Below are 16,213 nucleotides of genomic sequence, written 5' to 3' on the forward strand. Positions count from 1 at the left end.
GCCTACCATCCTGCAGTCGCTGCGCGACGCTCCAGTCGCACCAGTGCCTGCCGTTCCCGACGGCCGTCGCGCAGCGACGGTGTGACTGTAGGCGGGGACTTCAGTCCCCGACCGCCCGTTCCATGATCCTTCGGGGACACCAATGAACATGCCATCGCCCTGGTTCCTGACCCAGTGCAATCGTATGTTGAGCGCGTCGTGCCGCCGCGTCGGGGCTTGAAAGCCCCGCCTACGATCCTGCAGTCGCTGCGCGACGCGCCAGTCGCACCAGTGCCGGCCGTGCCCGGCGGCCGTCGCGCAGCGACGGTGTGACTGTAGGCGGGGACTTCAGTCCCCGCCTGCCCGTTCCATGATGCTTCGGGTACACCAACGAACATGCTATCGCCCTGATTCGGTCTTGCATGCTGTTGTCGGCATCGCCAGTGACGGGCCAAACATGTCAATCCAGCAGTGGGCCTGGGGCAGTTCAGCCGCGAGCTTTCCGATCCACCTCGCGGTCAGCATGAACGTCATGTGCAGCCTGGGCCCTATCCCCTCCGTCCTGACGCTGCGTGGATGAGCTCCCACAGGCGCGTCGGCGAGAGCGGCATCTCGTGGACCCGCACCCCCAGCGGCGCGAGCGCGTCCTCGATGGCCTCCGCCAGCAGCGCCGCGACCGGGATCGCGCCGGCCTCGCCAGCCCCCTTCGCGCCGAGCGGGTTGAGCGGACTGGGTGTCTCCAGGTGGCCGACCTCCAGATCGGGGATCTCCATCGCCGTGGGCAGAAGGAAGTCCATGAAGCTGGCGTTCACGAGCTGGCCCGTCTCGTCGTAGTGGAGCTTCTCGTAGAACGCGCCGCCAATGCCCTGCGCCACGCCGCCGTGCACCTGCGCTTCCACAATCGTCGGGTTGACCAGCGTGCCGCAGTCGTGGACGGCCACGTAGCGCAGGAAGCGAACGTCGCCCGTCTTCGGATCGATCTCCACGATGGCGGCGTGCTGGCCGCTGGCCCAGGTGGCCCGCTCCGGTGCGAAGTAACCGCGCGCCTCCAGGCCCGGCTCTTCGTCCGGCTCCAGGACGGCCCCGGCCCGTGGCTTGACCAGCCGTAACGCCGCCTCGGCCGCCGACTGGTCGTAGGCGTAGCGGATCGGGTTGGCGGCCGTCGCCAGCGCCCCGAGCGTCAACCCCTGATCCGGCAGGCCGCGCACCCGCGCCATGCCGTCCGCCAGCTCGATGTCGCCAGGGTCGGCCTCCAGCAGGCTGGCCGCGAGGGTGACCACCTTCGCGCGAACCTTCCCCGCCGCGATGTGCATCGCGTTGCCGGCCGTCACCAGGGCGCGGCTGGCGTAGGTGCCGGCCCCCCACCCGAAACGGCTGGTGTCCCCCGTGACAACCGTCACCATGCTCGGGTCGCAGCCCAGCTCCGAGGCGACGATCTGGGCGAACGTCGTCTGGTGCCCCTGGCCCTGGGTGGTCAGGCCGGTGGCGCAGAAGACGTTGCCGCTCGGATCGATCCTGACGTGCGCGCCCTCGTAGGGGCCGATGCCGGTGCCTTCGACGTAGGCTGCAAACCCGATGCCCAGGTGGCGACCACGCGTGCGGGCTTCGGCCTGCTCGGCGCGGAAGGCCGGCAGATCGATCATCTCCTCGGCCATCCGGAGGCCGGCCGGGTAGTCGCCGCTGTCGTACCTGGTGGGCGCGCCGTCCTGGAACGGCAGGCCCACGTCCCAGGGCATGTCTTCGGGTTGCACGAAGTTGCGTCGGCGGACCTCGTTCGGCGCAAGCTGAAGCTCCCGCGCGATGCGGTCGATCATCCGCTCCATCACGAAGCAGGCGTGTGGGCGGCCGGCCCCCCGGTACGGTGTGGTGGCGACGGTGTTGGTGTAGACGACCGTGATCTCGGAGAAGTAGTTCGGGATCTTGTACGGTCCGGGTAGCTGGGTCGCCGTGATGATCGGCGTGACGATCCCGTACGGCGTGTAGGCGCCGCTGTCGTGGATCAGGCGGTCGCTCAGGGCCAGGATGCGGCCCTCTGGGTCCACGGCGACCGTCGTCTCGTGCAGCTGGCCGCGCTCCTGGCTGGCCGCGATGAAATGCTCGCGCCGATCCTCGATCCACTTGACCGGCCGCCCGAGCTGCATGGCGGCCCAGGGCACCAGCACTTCCTCGGGGAAGAACATCAGGATCTTGGTTCCGAAGCCGCCGCCCACGTCGGGGGCGATCACCTCGACCTTCAGCTCGGGCAGCCCGAGCATCGCCGCGAGACCGTGCTTGATGGTGATCGGGGCCTGCGTCGAGTCCCAGACCCGCAGGCTGGTCTGGCGTGGATCGTACTCGGCCACCACGCCGCGCGTCTCGATGGGGCTGCCGCAGGAGCGCTCGACGTGCAGCCGCTCGGAGAAGATGTGCGTGGCCCCGGAGAAGGCGGCGTCAGGATCGCCGACGACCTGGGTGAAGCGGGCCGCTACATTGTCTGGCACGTCGTCGTGGACGAGCGGGCTCCCCGGATCGGCCGCGTGGGCGAAATCGACGATGGCCGGCAGCGGCTCCCACTCCACGTCGATCAGCTCGACGGCGTCCTCGGCCAGGTAGCGGCTTTCGGCCACCACCATCGCCACGGCCTCCCCGATGAAGCAGACCGTATCGACGGCGAGCGGACGCTGGGTGCGCCCGTGGGTGAGGGTCGGGTGGGGGACCACCAGCGGGGCCGGCTGGTTGACCGGGCCAAGATCGGCGGCGGTGTAGACGGCGTGGACCCCGGGCAGGGCGCGGGCCCGCGAGGTGTCGATACTGCGGATGCGGGCATGTCCGTACGGGCCACGCAGGATGGCGGCGTGGAGGGTTCCTGGTGGCTCGATGTCGTCCACGAAGGAGCCGAGACCGCGCAGCAGCCGGGGATCCTCGTTGCGGCGGATGGGCGCGCCGACGCCGCGGGTGGTCATGGCGCCGCCTCACGCCTGTGGAACCCCTCGCCCTCCGCAGCCGGGGGGCGAGGGGTTTCACAGGGGCCAGGGGCCTGCCCGTAGCGACTCACGGCGCACTCTCCCCCGCAAGCTGCCCGGCGGCCTGCTTCACCGCCCTGACGATGTTCTGGTAGCCCGTGCAGCGGCAGAGGTTGCCGCTCAGGCCGGCCCGGATCTCCTCGTCGGTGGGGGCGGGCGTGTCGCGCAGCAGGGCGGTCACCGTCATCAGGATGCCGGGCGTGCAGAAGCCGCACTGGAGGCCATGGGCGTTCCAGAACGCCTCCTGGAGCGGGTGCAGCGCGTCTGACGACGGGGCCAGCCCCTCGACGGTCTGGATCGCTGAGCCGTCTGCCTGCACGGCCAGCATCAGGCAGGAGCGGACCGGCTCGCCATCCACCAGGATGGTGCACGCGCCGCAGACCCCGTGCTCGCAGCCGACGTGCGTGCCGGTCAGCCGAAGCTCGTGACGGATGAAGTCGGAGAGCAGCAGGCGCGGCTCGACGGCACGCTGGTAGGCCCGGCCATTGACGGTGAGACTGACCGCGACGCGCTCGCCAGCGTACGCTGCCGGCGCTGACTCGAAGGCTGGCAGCCCGGGCGTGGCGTCAGGCATTGGACAGGCCTCCCAGCTCGTAGGCAACGGCTTCGGCAGCGCCATCGTCGAGGACGACGGCTGGCCCGAGATCGCGGTCAGGCGCGGGCCGAGCCGCGGCCACGACCTCGCCCGCATCCGGGCCCGCGGCCGAAGCGGGTCCGTCCGGCGCTGGAGCGGCGTCGGTGCGGGCAACGGCACGGGTGTACGCCGTCTGCACAGCGCGCTCGGTCAGGATGCCGGCGAGATGGCGGCGGTAGGCGGCCGTCGCCTGCACGTCCGTCTCGGGATCGATGGCGTCGCGGACGGCGTCGGCCACGGCGGCCAGCTGCATCGTCAGCAGCCGCCCGTCAGCCCGGGGCCGCGCGCCGCGCAGGATCGTCTCGGCGGCGCTGGCGCGGATCGGGACGCCGCCGACGCCGGTCAGCACGATGCTGGCCTCGGTCACCTCACGCTGCACGACGGTCAGCGCCACGCCAACGCCGGCCAGGGCGTAGTCGCCGTGCCGCCGCGCGAACTCGATCCAGGAGAAGCCCGCCCCCGGTCCGGCCTTCGGGAAGCAGACCTCGGTGACGATCTCGTCGGGCTGGAGCGTCGTCTCCAGGTAGCCCCGGTACAGGTCACGGGCGGGCAGCGTCCGCGTACTGTGCACACTCTGAACGACGACGGTGGCGTCCAGGCAGACGGCGACGGCCGGCAACTCGGCGGCGGGGTCGGCGTGGGCGATGCTGCCGCCAATCGTGCCGCGATTCCGGATCTGCGGGTGGCCGACGAAGGTGATCGCCTCGGCCAGCAGCGGCACGCCCAGCCTGATCCGCTCGTCCCGCTCGACGGTCCGCTGCCGGGCCATCGCGCCGATGACGTAGCCGCCGTTGCGCTCCTCGATCCCGCGTAGCTCCACGAGGCGGCCCAGGTCGATCAGGCGGGCGGGCCGGGCCAGCCGCATGTTGAGGATCGGGATCAGGCTCTGCCCGCCGGCCAGGAGCTTGCCGTCGTCGCCGGCCGCGAGCGCCGTGAGCGCGTCGTCAAGCGAGCGTGGCGCAAGGTACTGAAACGGCGCGGGCTTCACGGCGGCCACCACTCCCAAGCGAGTCGCAGGCATTCCAGCACGGCGAGCACGAGGTCACCGTGACCCTGATGGCGTCATCATCCCGACCGAAGTGAGGAACGAACGGAGTGAAGGGATCTTCCTCACGCCTATGTACGGCTCACCGGGGAAGATCCCTCGACTCGACTCGCAAGCTCGTTCCGCTCGGGATGACGGGGCAGTTGTCGGGTTCCCGTGCCTCGTACCAGGAAAGCGCCATGATAGCCGATTTGCACGAGATTTCAACCCGGACGTGGCGGCTACTTACCAGTTGAGGACGCGCTGGACCGGCCGGCGGATCGTCTCCGAGAGCAGCATCCCCAGCGCCGCGCCAGAGAGCACGTCCCCGGGGTAGTGCGCCCCGACGTAGACCCGGCTGAACCCGACGCACGAGGCCAGCCCGAAGAACACTGGTGCACGGCGCGGCCAGACTGTGCTGACGATCCAGGCGCCCGCGAACGCTGCCGCCGTGTGGCCGCTCGGGAACGACCAGCCGTCAGGACGGCGTCCGATCACCATGGCGCGGACCACGTCGATGAACGGCCGGCGACGCTTGAACAGCGACTTGATCGGCCACTCGACGAGCGAGGTCGAGCCGAGCACGCACGGCACGGCAAGCTGGAAGGCCCGGCGGCTGTCCTGTGCGCCGGCGAGGCGGGCGGCCGCCAGCCCCAGCAGCCAGATCCAGCCGCCCGTGGTGATGACGGTGACGGTGTCGGCGGCCACGTTGGCGGCGTGCGGGTGGGGCAGCCGGTTGACGGCCAGGAAGATCTTGGTGTCCCAGCGCTGGAGCCGCCCCATGCGGTGCAGCATCGCATCGCGCAGGAGGGCACGGCCCCGGCGGGCTTCGGGCGTGGGAGCGTCCCCGTCCGGCGGCAGCACGTCCACGGCGGCCCGTGCCGCTTGCGGCGCTTCGGGCGTCTGGGCGAAGGCCTGGGCGGCCGTCTCGGCCAGGACGGCCGCCGGGCACTCCGTCCCGTCGTGGTCGGCCTCGGCGCGCTCCACGGCGTCGGCCGCCCGGCCGGGGGCGGCAGCGGCCTGCTCGGCGCGTTGACCTGTCATCGTGCCGCCCGCGAGCTGCTCGACCTGCTCGGCAACCTGCTCGGCGGCCTCGGGCGTGTCGATGGCGGCCAGCTCGTCGGTCAGCACCCGCGCAACACGCGCCTCCTGATCGCTGGCTGGAGCTTGCTGCTGCTGCTGCTCGTCGCGCTGTGGCCGCTCCTGTTTCATGGCGTCGTCCTACCCTCCCGACACTCGTGCTCGGGCCATGAGATGCATCTTTTGGGCCAGGGGCGGTCCGAGGGTGCCAAGGTGATTGCCTTTGCCGCAGGAACTCGTCAAGCTTCATCAAGCCCCGACACGGCTGCGCGAGTGGGTGGATTTCGACACCCACGCCTACCTGTGGGGCATCCTATGACCGAGGCCGCTGTCGATCCTGGCAGCCGTAGGGGGCGGGCGCGCGTGCACGAGGTTGAGCTGGCCCTGGCGCTGCTGGTGGCGGTGGCTGCGCTGTCCACGCTGGCGCGGCTGCTGGGCGTGCCCCAGCCGATCTTCCAACTGGTGGGCGGGCTGCTGCTGGCGCTCAGCCCGTTCGTGCCGAACGTGGTCTTGCACCCCGACATTGTGTTCCTGCTGTTCCTGCCGCCGCTGCTCTATATCGCCGCGTTCGAGACGGCGATCCGCGACGTGCGGGCGCTGCTCCAGTCGATCCTCTCGCTGGCGGTCGGGCTGGCGCTCGCCACCACGGTCGCCGTGGCCGTCGTGACGCATCTGGTGGTCCCGAGCATCGGGTGGGCGGCGGCCTTCGCGCTGGGGGCCATCGTGTCGCCGCCGGATGCCGTCGCAGCGGTCGCGGTGCTGCGACGGTTGAGCGTGCCGCGCCAGATCGTCACGCTGCTGGAGGGCGAGAGCCTGTTCAACGACGCGACGGCGCTGGTGGCGTTCCGGATCTCCGTGGTGGCGATGGCGACGGCCAGCTTCTCGCTGCCCTCGGCCACGGTCCAGTTCGGGCTGGTGGGGCTGGGTGGCATCGCCGTCGGGCTGGCCGTGGCGGCGGTCATCGCGCTGGTCCGCAAGCGGATCGTGGATGCACCCGTCGAGATCACGATCTCGCTCCTGACGCCGTTCGCCGCGTACCTGCCGGCCGAAGCGCTCGGCGTCTCGGGGGTGCTGGCGACGGTGACGACCGGCCTGGCTATCGGCTGGTGGTCGCCGCGGCTGATGGATGCCGACGTGCGGGTGCGGTCTCGGGCCGTCTGGGACATGCTGATCTTCGTCCTAAACGGGATGGTCTTCCTGCTGATCGGTCTTCAGCTCTCGACGATCCTGGAGGTGTTGCGCGGCCGGTCGCTGGTGGAGCTGACGACGCTCGGGGTGGCGGTCAGCGGGGCCGCCATCGTAACGCGGCTGGCCTGGGTGGCGCTCGGGGAGGTGATCGACCGCTGGCGGGGGCAGCCGGCCTCCTGGCGTGAGGCAGCGATCGTCGGCTGGGCCGGTATGCGCGGCGCAGTCTCCCTGGCGACGGCGCTGGCGCTGCCCCTGGACACCCCGGACCGCCCGCTGCTGCTGTTCCTGGCGTTCGCGGTGATCCTGGCGACGCTGGTGGGCCAGGGGCTGACGCTGCCGCCGCTGATTCGGATGCTCGGGGTGGCGGATGACGGCGCTGGCGCAGAGCAGGAGGCGCACGCCCGCCGGGTGGCGGTGGACGCGGCCTGTGCGCGCATCGTGCAACTGGCCGACGAGTGGCCAGATCACAAGCCGCTGGTGGACACGCTGAAGGTGCAGTACGGGCACCGCAAGACGCACCTGCACGAGCTGCAAGCCCTGGGCGACGGGGTCGAGGAGGTCGAGGGCCAGACGTCCGAGGGGGCCGCCGAGCAGGAGCTGATCGAGCACCGCGCCATCCGCCGCGCCGTCATCGATGCCGAGCGCGCGGCCATTCTGGAGCTGCGGGAGGCGGGGGAGATCGGGGATCAAGTGTGGCGGCGGGTCGAGCGCGACCTGGACCTTGAGGAGCTGCGGCTCGAAGCGTAGGGCCTGTAGCTCCCCGAAACCGTGACGGTCACGACGGCGGCACTGGACCAGAGCTACGATGCGTACCCGTGTCCAACGGGAAACCTCAGGGCAATCGCACGTTCGTTGGCGTTCCCAGTACGTGGTACGACGCGCAGTCGGGGGCTGATGAAGATTGACGAAATAAGTCCCCGTCTACAGTCATTCAGTCGCTTCGCGACGAAGGGTGGAAATAGCCGTCGCCGGGTGAGCCGGGAGCGTCGCGAAGCGACTGCAGGATGGTAGGCGGGGCTTTCAAGCCCCGACGACGCCGCATGACGCGCCCAACATGCAACCGCCCAACGGGAAACTTACCGGCCGTGCGGGTTGCGAACCTACCGGATGGTAGGTCTGGCTGAGGACATCGGTTCTCCAGTCCCGGCCTATGCTGTCGGTGTCAGCCCGCACCGGATGGCGGCCGGCGATGCGGCTCGCTGACGCAGCCATCACGTTCGAGGGGCCGCTGAGCGCCGCGAACACGGCCCTGAGCGGGCTTCAGTGGTGACGGTCCAGGTGCAGGGATCGGCGTCGGCTTCTGAGGTCCGCGCCGCCCGGCGCTCTAGATCACTTCGAGGCCGTCCGGGCCGGGCAGCGCCGCGCGGGGCGACGACGTCCCCTGGAGATAGTAGAACGCCGTCGAGGCGATGTCGTCCTGGAGCGGTAGGTAGCGCCGCCCGGACCGCCAGCCGAGCGCCTGAATCGTCACCCGCAGATCCGACTCGAAGCGGATCGGGTCCATGATGTGCCAGCGGTACATGCCGAAGCGCTGCTGCGAGCGGTAGAGGCCGTCCGGCTTGAGGATCTGCGAGAGGCCCATAAACGGCGTCGAGAACGCGGTGTAGCCCTGGCCGGGCACGTCGAAGTTCCAGGCCCCGCCGAAGTAGTCCTCGGTGCCGGTGCCGCAGATGGTGGGGTACTCCCCGTCGCCGTCCATGAAGAACTTGATCTCGCCCTCGCCCCACCAGCCGTTGTTGTTGACGCCCCAGGCGATGTACGTGCCGATGTACTGGCCCGTTCCCTGGATGCCGTCGAGCAGGGTGTGATCGGCCTTGTAGGGGAGCGGGTTGGAGCGCCGCCACTGGGCGTGGAAGTAGGCCAGATCGTCCGGCACGTCTGTCAAAGTGTAGTTGACTTGGTAGTAGACGGTGGCGTCTTCGGTGGGTGTGGCCGGGCGCGGCAGGTCGCCAAGGGGGAAGTTGCCGGCGACGGCGCGGTGCTCCAGCGTGATGCGGGCGCTCTTGCGGAACGGCATCTCCCAGAAGCAGTTCATGCCGCCGTTCGGGTTCACGGCCACCGGCAGCGAGCTGACCTGTGAAAACTGGCCCCAGCCGTTGCAGAAGAAGTCGCCCAGGGGGACCTCGACTGCGGGGGACTCATCGCCGTCCCAGTAGATGCGGAGGACCAGTCGCCGCCAGTTGACGTAGTGGGTGGTGAGCCAGATCTGCTGGATCGCGCCGCTGCCGCTGATCTCGGCGATGGTGGCCGACGCCCCGGGCACGATGCGGATGCTGGGCGAGACCTTCCAGCCCTGGCCGAGGTCGCGGGCGGCCTCGGCGCCGGTGCCCTCGGTCGCCATGCCGCCGCGCCCCTTCGCGCCGTCGAAGTTCTCCGGGCTGATCGAGCGGGTCTGCGCGCGAGAGACCCGCGCCAGGTTGCCGAGGCTCATCCCCAGGCCGTTGAATGCGCCCATTGCGTCTGCTCCTTCGCCGTCCGGCTGTCTGCCGTTGGTCGTCGGTCTGTCTGGCCGCGACGGTGCGGCGGTCGCGCGGGCTGGCGTGTGCCGGCGGCGCGGCCGGGGGAGATTGTAGACGGCCACTCCTGTACACTCAGCGGCATGTCGAACCTGATCACCGCCGAACAGTACGCCTCTGGCATGACCTTTGACGAGTACGTCGCGTTTCTCGGCTCGCCGGAGAACCTCCGGCGGCAGGCTAACGCCGGGCCGAGGCAGGATCTCAGCGGGTTCTTCCGGGACGCCTTCGAGCAGCGCCAGCTGACCGCGGATCAGGAGGCCGCGCTTCAGTGGATCGTGGCACAGCCGAACGGCCCGGCGAAGATGCTCGTCATCTCCGAGGAGTGGTCGTCTGACTGCCGCCGTGACGTGCCGACGTTTGCGCGAATCGCCGCCGTCACGGGCATGGAGCTACGCATCTTCCTGCGCGACGGCGACCAGTACGACCGGCCGTCTGATCCCGACATCATGGCCGCGTTCCTGAACCACAAGAAGGGCCAGGCGTTCCGCTCGATCCCCGTCTGCGCCTTCTTCACGAACGATCTGGAGCTGCTGTACCAGTTCACGGAGTACGCGGCGATCTACGACAAGGATCGCGTGGTGCAGCAGAACATCCGCGCGCCGAAGCCGGGCGAATCGCCGGACGAGACGCGCGTCCGAGCCGAGCGCGAGTTCGGGGCGGTGCAGCAGTCGCCGTTCTGGCGGATCTGGACCTCGGCCGCCGTCGACGAGATCGTGAGCGCGCTGCACCGGCGAGCGGTGCTCGGGGTGCTGTAGGGCCGAGGCCCGGAGTGTCAGAAGGCGCGGGACTCCGGGATCACGTGCAACGCCTGGGTGGCGGCGCGCAGCATCCCGAGCGATTCGGCGGCCAGCCGGAGCCGGTGCAGGGCGCGGCGCTGGCTGCGATCGAGCGATGGCTCAAGCTCGGCGATGAGCTCCTCGACGGCCCGGGCCGCATCCTCGATCGGCCGCGGTCCCAGGCTGAGCGACGGATCGGGTGCCAGATCGGGCGACTGGTCGTGCATCGCCATCCCCATTGGTCGCGCGCACGGGCAATGCTGCGCGCTTCTCGCCACGGACGACACCCTGCTCATCTTGGCGGCCACGGCTTTCGGTCCCCCTGACGAGGTGCGTGTTCGCACCGTGTTGATGCTCCGGCGTTCGCTTCTTGAAGGGGAACGGTCGGTGGACACCTCGTAGTTGAGGGCAGATGTCCTGCCCTCCCCGGGACAATGCGGCCCTGCTCGTACCGGCGGCTCGGGCTGCCCCCGTGGTCAGCGCCGGGCCAGCAGCACCGCGCCGACCGGGAGCGCCGAGAGCACGACGAACGACCACAGCAGCAGATCGTAGCCGTGCAGCACGTCGTAGGCGACGCCGGCGCTGATCGGGGCCAGCGCCGTTGCCCCCATCACGAACGCCGTCAGCGCGCCGGCCATCGTCGCATAGCGCTCGCGCCCGTACAGGTGCACCACGACCGCCGGCCGCAGCAAGGTCAGCGCCCCCTTCATCATCCCGAACAGGAAGATGAACGCCCAGACGCCAGCCACGCCGGGCGCCAGCAGCAGCACCAGGATCGAGACGGGCTGGATCGCCAGCACCACCGCCGAGGTGCCCCGGAACGAGAACCGGTCGCCCAGGATCATCAGCACCACCCGCCCGGCCACCTGCATCGCGCCGACCATCCCCGTCGCCGTGGCGGCGAAGGCGGGGTCGTACTGGCGGTCCTGCAAGTACGCCACGAGGTGTACGCCGATGGCGATGTTGGTGACCGTCGCCAGCGAGAACGCCAGCGCCAGCCAGCGGAAGGCCGGCTCCCGGAGCGCCGCCGCCACCGAGATGGCCGGGCGGGGCTTCGCGCCGTGCGGGCGGCCGCTGCTCTCTGCCGCCGTGGGCGTCTCGCCGTCGACGTGCAGCCCGAGGTCTTCCGGCCGCCGCCGCAGCATCAGCGCGTGGGCCGGGATCGTGGTCAGCGCCAGGAAGCTGGCCAGGGTCACCAGCGCCATCCGCCAGCCTTGCAGCTCGATGAGCCAGCTGGCGACGGGCATGAAGACGGTGCTGGCGAAGCCGGCCATCAGGGTGACCGACGTGATGGCACGGGTCCGTTTGCGCTCGAACCAGGCCGTGACGACGGCGAAGGCTGGCTCGTAGAGGATGGCGGACATGGTGAGGCCGAGCAGCGCCCACACGACATAAAACTGGAGCAGGCTCGTCACCTGGGAGAGCGCCAGCAGCAGCAGCGTGGCGGCGACCGAGCCGGCCGTCATCAGCAGGCGCGGGCCGCGCGCGTCGAGCCACCGGCCGACCGGGGCGGCGCCCAACCCTGAGAGCAGGATCGCCAGCGAGAACGCCCCGGACATCTGGCCGCGCGTCCAGCCCTGCTCGGCCTCCAGGACCGGCAACAGGACCGTGAAGCCGTAGTAGACGATGCCCCAGGTGATCGTCTGGGTGATCCCGAGCATGCCGACGAGCACCCAGCCGTAGAAGAGGCCGGACCGGGGCGTCGGGGCGGAGGCTGCTGCCGAGGGCACGTCCATTCGGAGGGGAGGGCGCTCCCGGGTGCTGAAGCTCGGCGGGGAGACCGCCGTCCCACGATAGCACGGGCGGCATCAGGAACCGCACCCGGGGGCCCAGGGCGATTGCATGTTGATGTCGTCGTGCCGCCGCGTCGGGGCTTGAAGTCCCCGCCTACAGTCATTCAGTCGCTGCGCGACGGCCGCCGGGAACGGCCGGCACTGGTGCGACTGGCGCGTCGCGCAGCGACTGCATGCGTGTAGGCGGGGACTTCAGTCCCCGCCCGCCCGTTCCCTGATGCGCTGGGAACACCAATGAACATGCAATCGCCCTGTAGTGGCAGGGGCGAGTCAGGGCGATTGCATGTTGATGTCGTCGTGCCGCCGCGTCGGGGCTTGAAAGCCCCGCCTACCGTCATTCAGTCGCTGCGGGACGGCCGCCGGGAACGGCAGGCACTGGTGCGACTGGAGCGTCGCGCAGCGACTGCATGCGTGTAGGCGGGGACTTCAGTCCCCGCCCGCCCGTTCCCTGATGCGCTGGGAACACCAATGAACATGCAATCGCCCTGCCCGGGGGCCCTCACGACCGGGGGTCAGGGCCGTACGAGTCCCGAGCGCGCTACGCGTCGAGGACCGCGCGCGCCTCCCGCAGCCGCGCGATGTGCGCGTCAACGCTTTGAAGCCCGCCGCCGGCCGTGGCGATCTGCAGATGGCTCGCTCCCAGGCCGCGCCACTCCTCGACCGTCTTGCGCCAGTCGTCGGGCGTCCCGGTTGCCGCGTTCAGCCGCGCCTCGATGCCGAACGTCGCCGGATCGCGCCCGGCCTCGCGCAGCCAGCCGTGGACCCGCTCGACGGTCTCGGCAAACGTGCCCTGCCCGTTGATCGGCCCGAGCGGCAGGTAGCCGTCGGCGATGCGCGTGGCGCGCTTGACGGCCGCCTCGGCGGTCGCCCCGACCCAGATCGGGATCGGCCGCTGGACCGGCAGCGGCGCGATGCCGGCCGCTGTCACGGTGTGGAACTCGCCCGAGAACGAGGTTGATTCGTCGGACCAGAGCGCCCGCATCAGCGCCACCTGCTCCTCGAAACGCCGCCCCCGGTTCTTGAAGTTCTCGTTCAGGCCCTCGAACTCGACGGGGTTCCAGCCGATGCCGACGCCCAGCCGCAGCTTGCCGCCGGTCAGCAGGTCTGCTTCGGCCGCCTGCTTCGCCACGAGGGTCGCCTGCCGCTGCGGCAGGATCACCACGCTGCTGAGGACGCCGAGCTTCGGCGCGGCCCCGGCGATGAACCCGAACAGCACGAATGGCTCGTGGACGACCGTCGTGTGGACCTGGGGCCGGCTCCAGCCAGGATGGCCAGCCGGGTTCGCGCCGAGCACGTGATCCGAGGTCACGACGTGGGCGAACCCGAGATCCTGCACGGCCTGGACGTAGTCGCGGATGGCGGACGGCTCGACGGGGATCTCCGTCTGCGGAATCACAACCCCGATCTGCATGGACAGCTCCTCCCTGAGCGGTAGCGTCGTCAGAGGCTAGAAGGACGGATCGGGCCGATCTATTCCCGACGCCCCATCAGCGCGCCGCGACGGACGCCGGAGCCAGGAGCGCGCCGCAGTCGTACAACTGGTAGCCGCGCGTCTCGCGCTGGTCCGTCTGCCAGACCTCGGGGTCCACCACCTCGCAGCGGTCCCGCACCCAGGCCAGCAGATCGGCGGTCGCATCCTGGCTGGAGCTGACCACGGTCGAGCCGTCAGCCGGCTGGGCCATCGGCGGGCGCGGACCGCCTCCGGCCGCGCCACCGCCACCACCGATCCAGAAGAACCGGACGGTCCCGAGCGCCACCTGTCGCGCAAGCGTGTCTGGCGTCAGGATGCGGTCCCAGCCCTGATAGCCGCCCAGCGCCATGGCCGGCCGATCCGCCATCAGCATGACGACGCTGGCATAGGTTGAGGTCGGCGTCGCGACCAGAAACCGAGCCGAACCCTGGTTGACCAGCAGGAAGCCGATCAGGCCCGGATCGAGACTGTTCCACTGGTCGCCGGCGAAGGTCAGCGCGCCACCTCCGCCACCCGGGCCGCCGAACCCACCCGGGCCGCCGAACCCACCCGGTCCGCCCTGGCCGCGCCCGCCGGGCGGGCCGCCCGGGCCGCCGCCCTGCACGCCGGTCCCCTGCGGCCCAGTCCCCGGCGGCCCGCCACCAGCCCCGCGCCCGCTGAAGCCCGGTGGTCCGCCGGGGCCTCCAAAACCGCCGTTTGGGCCGTTGCTGCCGGGTCCGCCGAACGGTCCGCCGCCCGGACCGGGCCGTCCGGGGCCGTCGCCGACGGCCCCCTGCCCCACCAGCCGCCCCAACGCCGGCCCGAGAACCATCGCCGTGACGCTCTGGCCGCCGGCTGCTACGGGACCGCGCCCGCCGCCGCGCGGTCCGGCCTCTGGCAGCCAGGCCGCCCCGTTGTTGTTCCACACCGAGATACCAGACCAGAGCGTCGGGCCAACCAGGAGGCAGGCGCACGCCAGCGCCACCGCGACGGACGCCAGGCGCGAGGCGCGACGACGCGGCAGCAGCGCCACTGGGAACAGCCCCAGTGCCGCCAGCACGCTTGCCGTCAGCAGGCTCCCGCCAAGGGCCAGCGGCGCCACCAGATCGGTCCAGGCGGGGTAGGCCAGGACGATCCGCGCCTGCACCAGCCCGGACACCAGCAGCATGAGCGGCAGCAGCAGGGCGCCGCCTGCGCGCACCATGCCACTGAGTCGGGGGGTGCGGGACCCCCGGAGCATCGTCGCCCGCCGGTACGCCTGCCAGCCGCTCGCCACCCCGATGCCGGCCAGCGCTGCCACCGGCGGCCCGAGCATGATCAGGTAGTAGATGTGGTAGAAGCGGGCGGCGCTGAAGTAGCCCAGGCAGGCAGCCAGCCAGACGCCCCAGACCAGGAGCGCCACAACCCGGCGGCGTCGCACCCCGCTGGCCGCGGTGCGCGCGCCGGCCCACTCGGCCCCGGCCGCTGCCAACCCGAGCAGCGCCAGCGGCAGCAGCCAGCTCCCCTGGCCGGCCAGCGCGTCGCTCAGCAGGCGCAGCGGCCCCGGGTTGCCGATCCCGGGGGCGAACCCGGGCGCAGCCGTCAGATCGACGGTCAGGCCATCAAGCCCGGGGATCGGCAGCCGTGATGCGATGGCCTGGGTAACCCGCCCGAGGCCGTTGTATCCCAGCGCAAGGCTCAGGGCCGAGTTCGAGCCGCTCGACCCGATGTACGGGCGCTGCGCGGACGGCGTCAGGTCTACCGCCACCGTCCAGGAGAGCGACGCCGCCGCCAGGACGACCGTCGCCACGGTCAGGTGGGCCAGCCTGATCGGCCAGCGGCGCGGCGCGCACAGCAGGTAGGCCGCCCACAGGCCTGGCAGCGCCAGGAACGCCTGGAGCATCTTGATGTTGTAACCGAGGCCCATCAGCGCGGCGCACAGCAGGAGGGAGCGCAGATGTCCACGCTCGGCGGCCCGCGAGCCGGCCCAGACGGCCAGCAGCAGCACCAGGATCAGCAGGCCGTCCATCGTGTTGTTGCGGCTGGTCACTACGAAGATCGGGGTGACCGCCAGCGCGCCGGCGGCCAGCACGCCGGCCGCCCCGCCGTATGCCCGCCGCACGAGCCACCAGAGCGCGGCCACCGACACGATCCCGGCCACGGCTTGCGGCAGCAAGATCGCAAGGCCGCTGAACCCGAACAGCTTTGCGCTGGCCGCCTGCACCCACAGCCCGACCGGCGGCTTGTCCACCGTCACGAAGCCGCCGCCGTCGAACGCGGCGAAGAAGAACGCCGACCAGCCCGTCAGCATGCTCTTCACGGCGGCGGCGTAGTAGGTGTTGCCGAACGCCTCGCGGTCGAGCCAGAGCAGGTTGAGGACGCTGGCGAGCAGCACGACTGCCAGCAGGCCCGCCGCCTCAGCCCGCCCGATGTCCCGGCGCGGCCGGACACCGCCGCTCATCTGCGCGCTCGCGTCTGCGGATGGCCGCGCAGGAGTGCCCGGCTGTGCGCCGGCGTCCGAGCGCGACTCCGCCGTGTCCGGACCCGATGCCGCCGGCTCTGGCCCATGTGGATGCTCGACCGCGACGCTCACCGTGTCCCTGCCCTGCCCCGCGCGTCTTCTCCTGTCAGTATCTCGCGTCGCCGCCGCCGCCCGACGAATTGTCGGCTGAACGTCGCCTGAAATCGCCGATGTACGCGGCTGATGCGGGCTGTCGGCACGGACCCTGCGCCGACGGCATGGCGGCCACAGCGGCGTCACAGTCCGCGAGCACGCTCTCCTGGTGGCG

Annotated in this window: 10 protein-coding genes and 1 pseudogene; 2 read left to right on the forward strand and 9 right to left on the reverse strand. The window is 70.9% G+C overall.

Translation table 11 applies throughout. The annotated features are described in order from the left end of the window. Window positions 1-527: 527 nt before the first annotated feature. The 4 genes and pseudogenes from IT306_03290 to IT306_03305 form a co-directional block, all read right to left on the reverse strand. On the reverse strand, window positions 528-2,921 hold the full coding sequence (locus IT306_03290; protein MCC7367419.1) for a xanthine dehydrogenase family protein: 2,394 nt from the start codon (window positions 2,919-2,921) through the stop codon (window positions 528-530). Between the two features lie 88 nt (window positions 2,922-3,009). After that, complete coding sequence (locus IT306_03295; GenBank protein ID MCC7367420.1) at window positions 3,010-3,555, reverse strand: (2Fe-2S)-binding protein; 546 nt, start codon at window positions 3,553-3,555, stop codon at window positions 3,010-3,012. A 169-nt stretch (window positions 3,556-3,724) separates the two neighbouring features. Beyond that, window positions 3,725-4,603, reverse strand: a pseudogene (locus IT306_03300) (xanthine dehydrogenase family protein subunit M). A gap of 282 nt (window positions 4,604-4,885) precedes the next feature. Then, on the reverse strand, window positions 4,886-5,851 hold the full coding sequence (locus IT306_03305) for a phosphatase PAP2 family protein (protein ID MCC7367421.1): 966 nt from the start codon (window positions 5,849-5,851) through the stop codon (window positions 4,886-4,888). 231 nt (window positions 5,852-6,082) lie between these two features. On the opposite strand from IT306_03305, the gene IT306_03310 reads away from it, so the two are divergent. After that, window positions 6,083-7,654, forward strand: coding sequence for a Na+/H+ antiporter (locus IT306_03310; GenBank protein MCC7367422.1), 1,572 nt, complete (start codon window positions 6,083-6,085; stop codon window positions 7,652-7,654). Window positions 7,655-8,231: 577 nt separating this feature from the next. Here the strand turns inward: IT306_03310 and IT306_03315 are convergent. Further along, window positions 8,232-9,362 carry a DUF2961 domain-containing protein gene (locus IT306_03315; protein MCC7367423.1) on the reverse strand — a complete coding sequence of 377 codons (1,131 nt, stop codon included), beginning with the start codon at window positions 9,360-9,362 and terminating at the stop codon, window positions 8,232-8,234. A 144-nt stretch (window positions 9,363-9,506) separates the two neighbouring features. On the opposite strand from IT306_03315, the gene IT306_03320 reads away from it, so the two are divergent. Further along, window positions 9,507-10,181, forward strand: coding sequence for a thioredoxin family protein (locus IT306_03320; GenBank protein MCC7367424.1), 675 nt, complete (start codon window positions 9,507-9,509; stop codon window positions 10,179-10,181). 17 nt (window positions 10,182-10,198) lie between these two features. Here the strand turns inward: IT306_03320 and IT306_03325 are convergent, their stop codons facing one another. The 4 genes from IT306_03325 to IT306_03340 form a co-directional block, all read right to left on the reverse strand. Continuing rightward, entirely contained in the window at window positions 10,199-10,435 is a 237-nt protein-coding gene (locus IT306_03325; GenBank protein ID MCC7367425.1) for a hypothetical protein, read from the reverse strand. A 243-nt stretch (window positions 10,436-10,678) separates the two neighbouring features. Beyond that, a complete protein-coding gene (locus tag IT306_03330) occupies window positions 10,679-11,938 on the reverse strand; it encodes an MFS transporter (protein MCC7367426.1) in 1,260 nt (419 codons plus the stop codon). Window positions 11,939-12,533: 595 nt separating this feature from the next. Further along, window positions 12,534-13,406, reverse strand: coding sequence for an LLM class F420-dependent oxidoreductase (locus tag IT306_03335; protein MCC7367427.1), 873 nt, complete (start codon window positions 13,404-13,406; stop codon window positions 12,534-12,536). 76 nt (window positions 13,407-13,482) lie between these two features. Further along, window positions 13,483-15,885: a glycosyltransferase family 39 protein gene (locus IT306_03340; protein MCC7367428.1), complete on the reverse strand. Its 2,403-nt coding sequence runs from the start codon at window positions 15,883-15,885 to the stop codon at window positions 13,483-13,485. Window positions 15,886-16,213: the final 328 nt, after the last annotated feature.

This window comes from Chloroflexota bacterium, assembly GCA_020850535.1.
Classification (GTDB): Bacteria; Chloroflexota; UBA6077; order UBA6077; family JACCZL01; genus JADZEM01.

Bases quoted from the DNA above. Each gene is read 5' to 3' on its own strand.
- IT306_03290 (MCC7367419.1), bottom strand. From the start codon at position 2,921: ATGACCACCCGCGGCGTCGGCGCGCCCATCCGCCGCAACGAGGATCCC.
- IT306_03295 (MCC7367420.1), bottom strand. From the start codon at position 3,555: ATGCCTGACGCCACGCCCGGGCTGCCAGCCTTCGAGTCAGCGCCGGCA.
- IT306_03305 (MCC7367421.1), bottom strand. From the start codon at position 5,851: ATGAAACAGGAGCGGCCACAGCGCGACGAGCAGCAGCAGCAGCAAGCT.
- IT306_03315 (MCC7367423.1), bottom strand. From the start codon at position 9,362: ATGGGCGCATTCAACGGCCTGGGGATGAGCCTCGGCAACCTGGCGCGG.
- IT306_03320 (MCC7367424.1), top strand. From the start codon at position 9,507: ATGTCGAACCTGATCACCGCCGAACAGTACGCCTCTGGCATGACCTTT.
- IT306_03325 (MCC7367425.1), bottom strand. From the start codon at position 10,435: ATGGCGATGCACGACCAGTCGCCCGATCTGGCACCCGATCCGTCGCTC.
- IT306_03330 (MCC7367426.1), bottom strand. From the start codon at position 11,938: ATGGACGTGCCCTCGGCAGCAGCCTCCGCCCCGACGCCCCGGTCCGGC.
- IT306_03335 (MCC7367427.1), bottom strand. From the start codon at position 13,406: ATGCAGATCGGGGTTGTGATTCCGCAGACGGAGATCCCCGTCGAGCCG.
- IT306_03340 (MCC7367428.1), bottom strand. From the start codon at position 15,885: ATGAGCGGCGGTGTCCGGCCGCGCCGGGACATCGGGCGGGCTGAGGCG.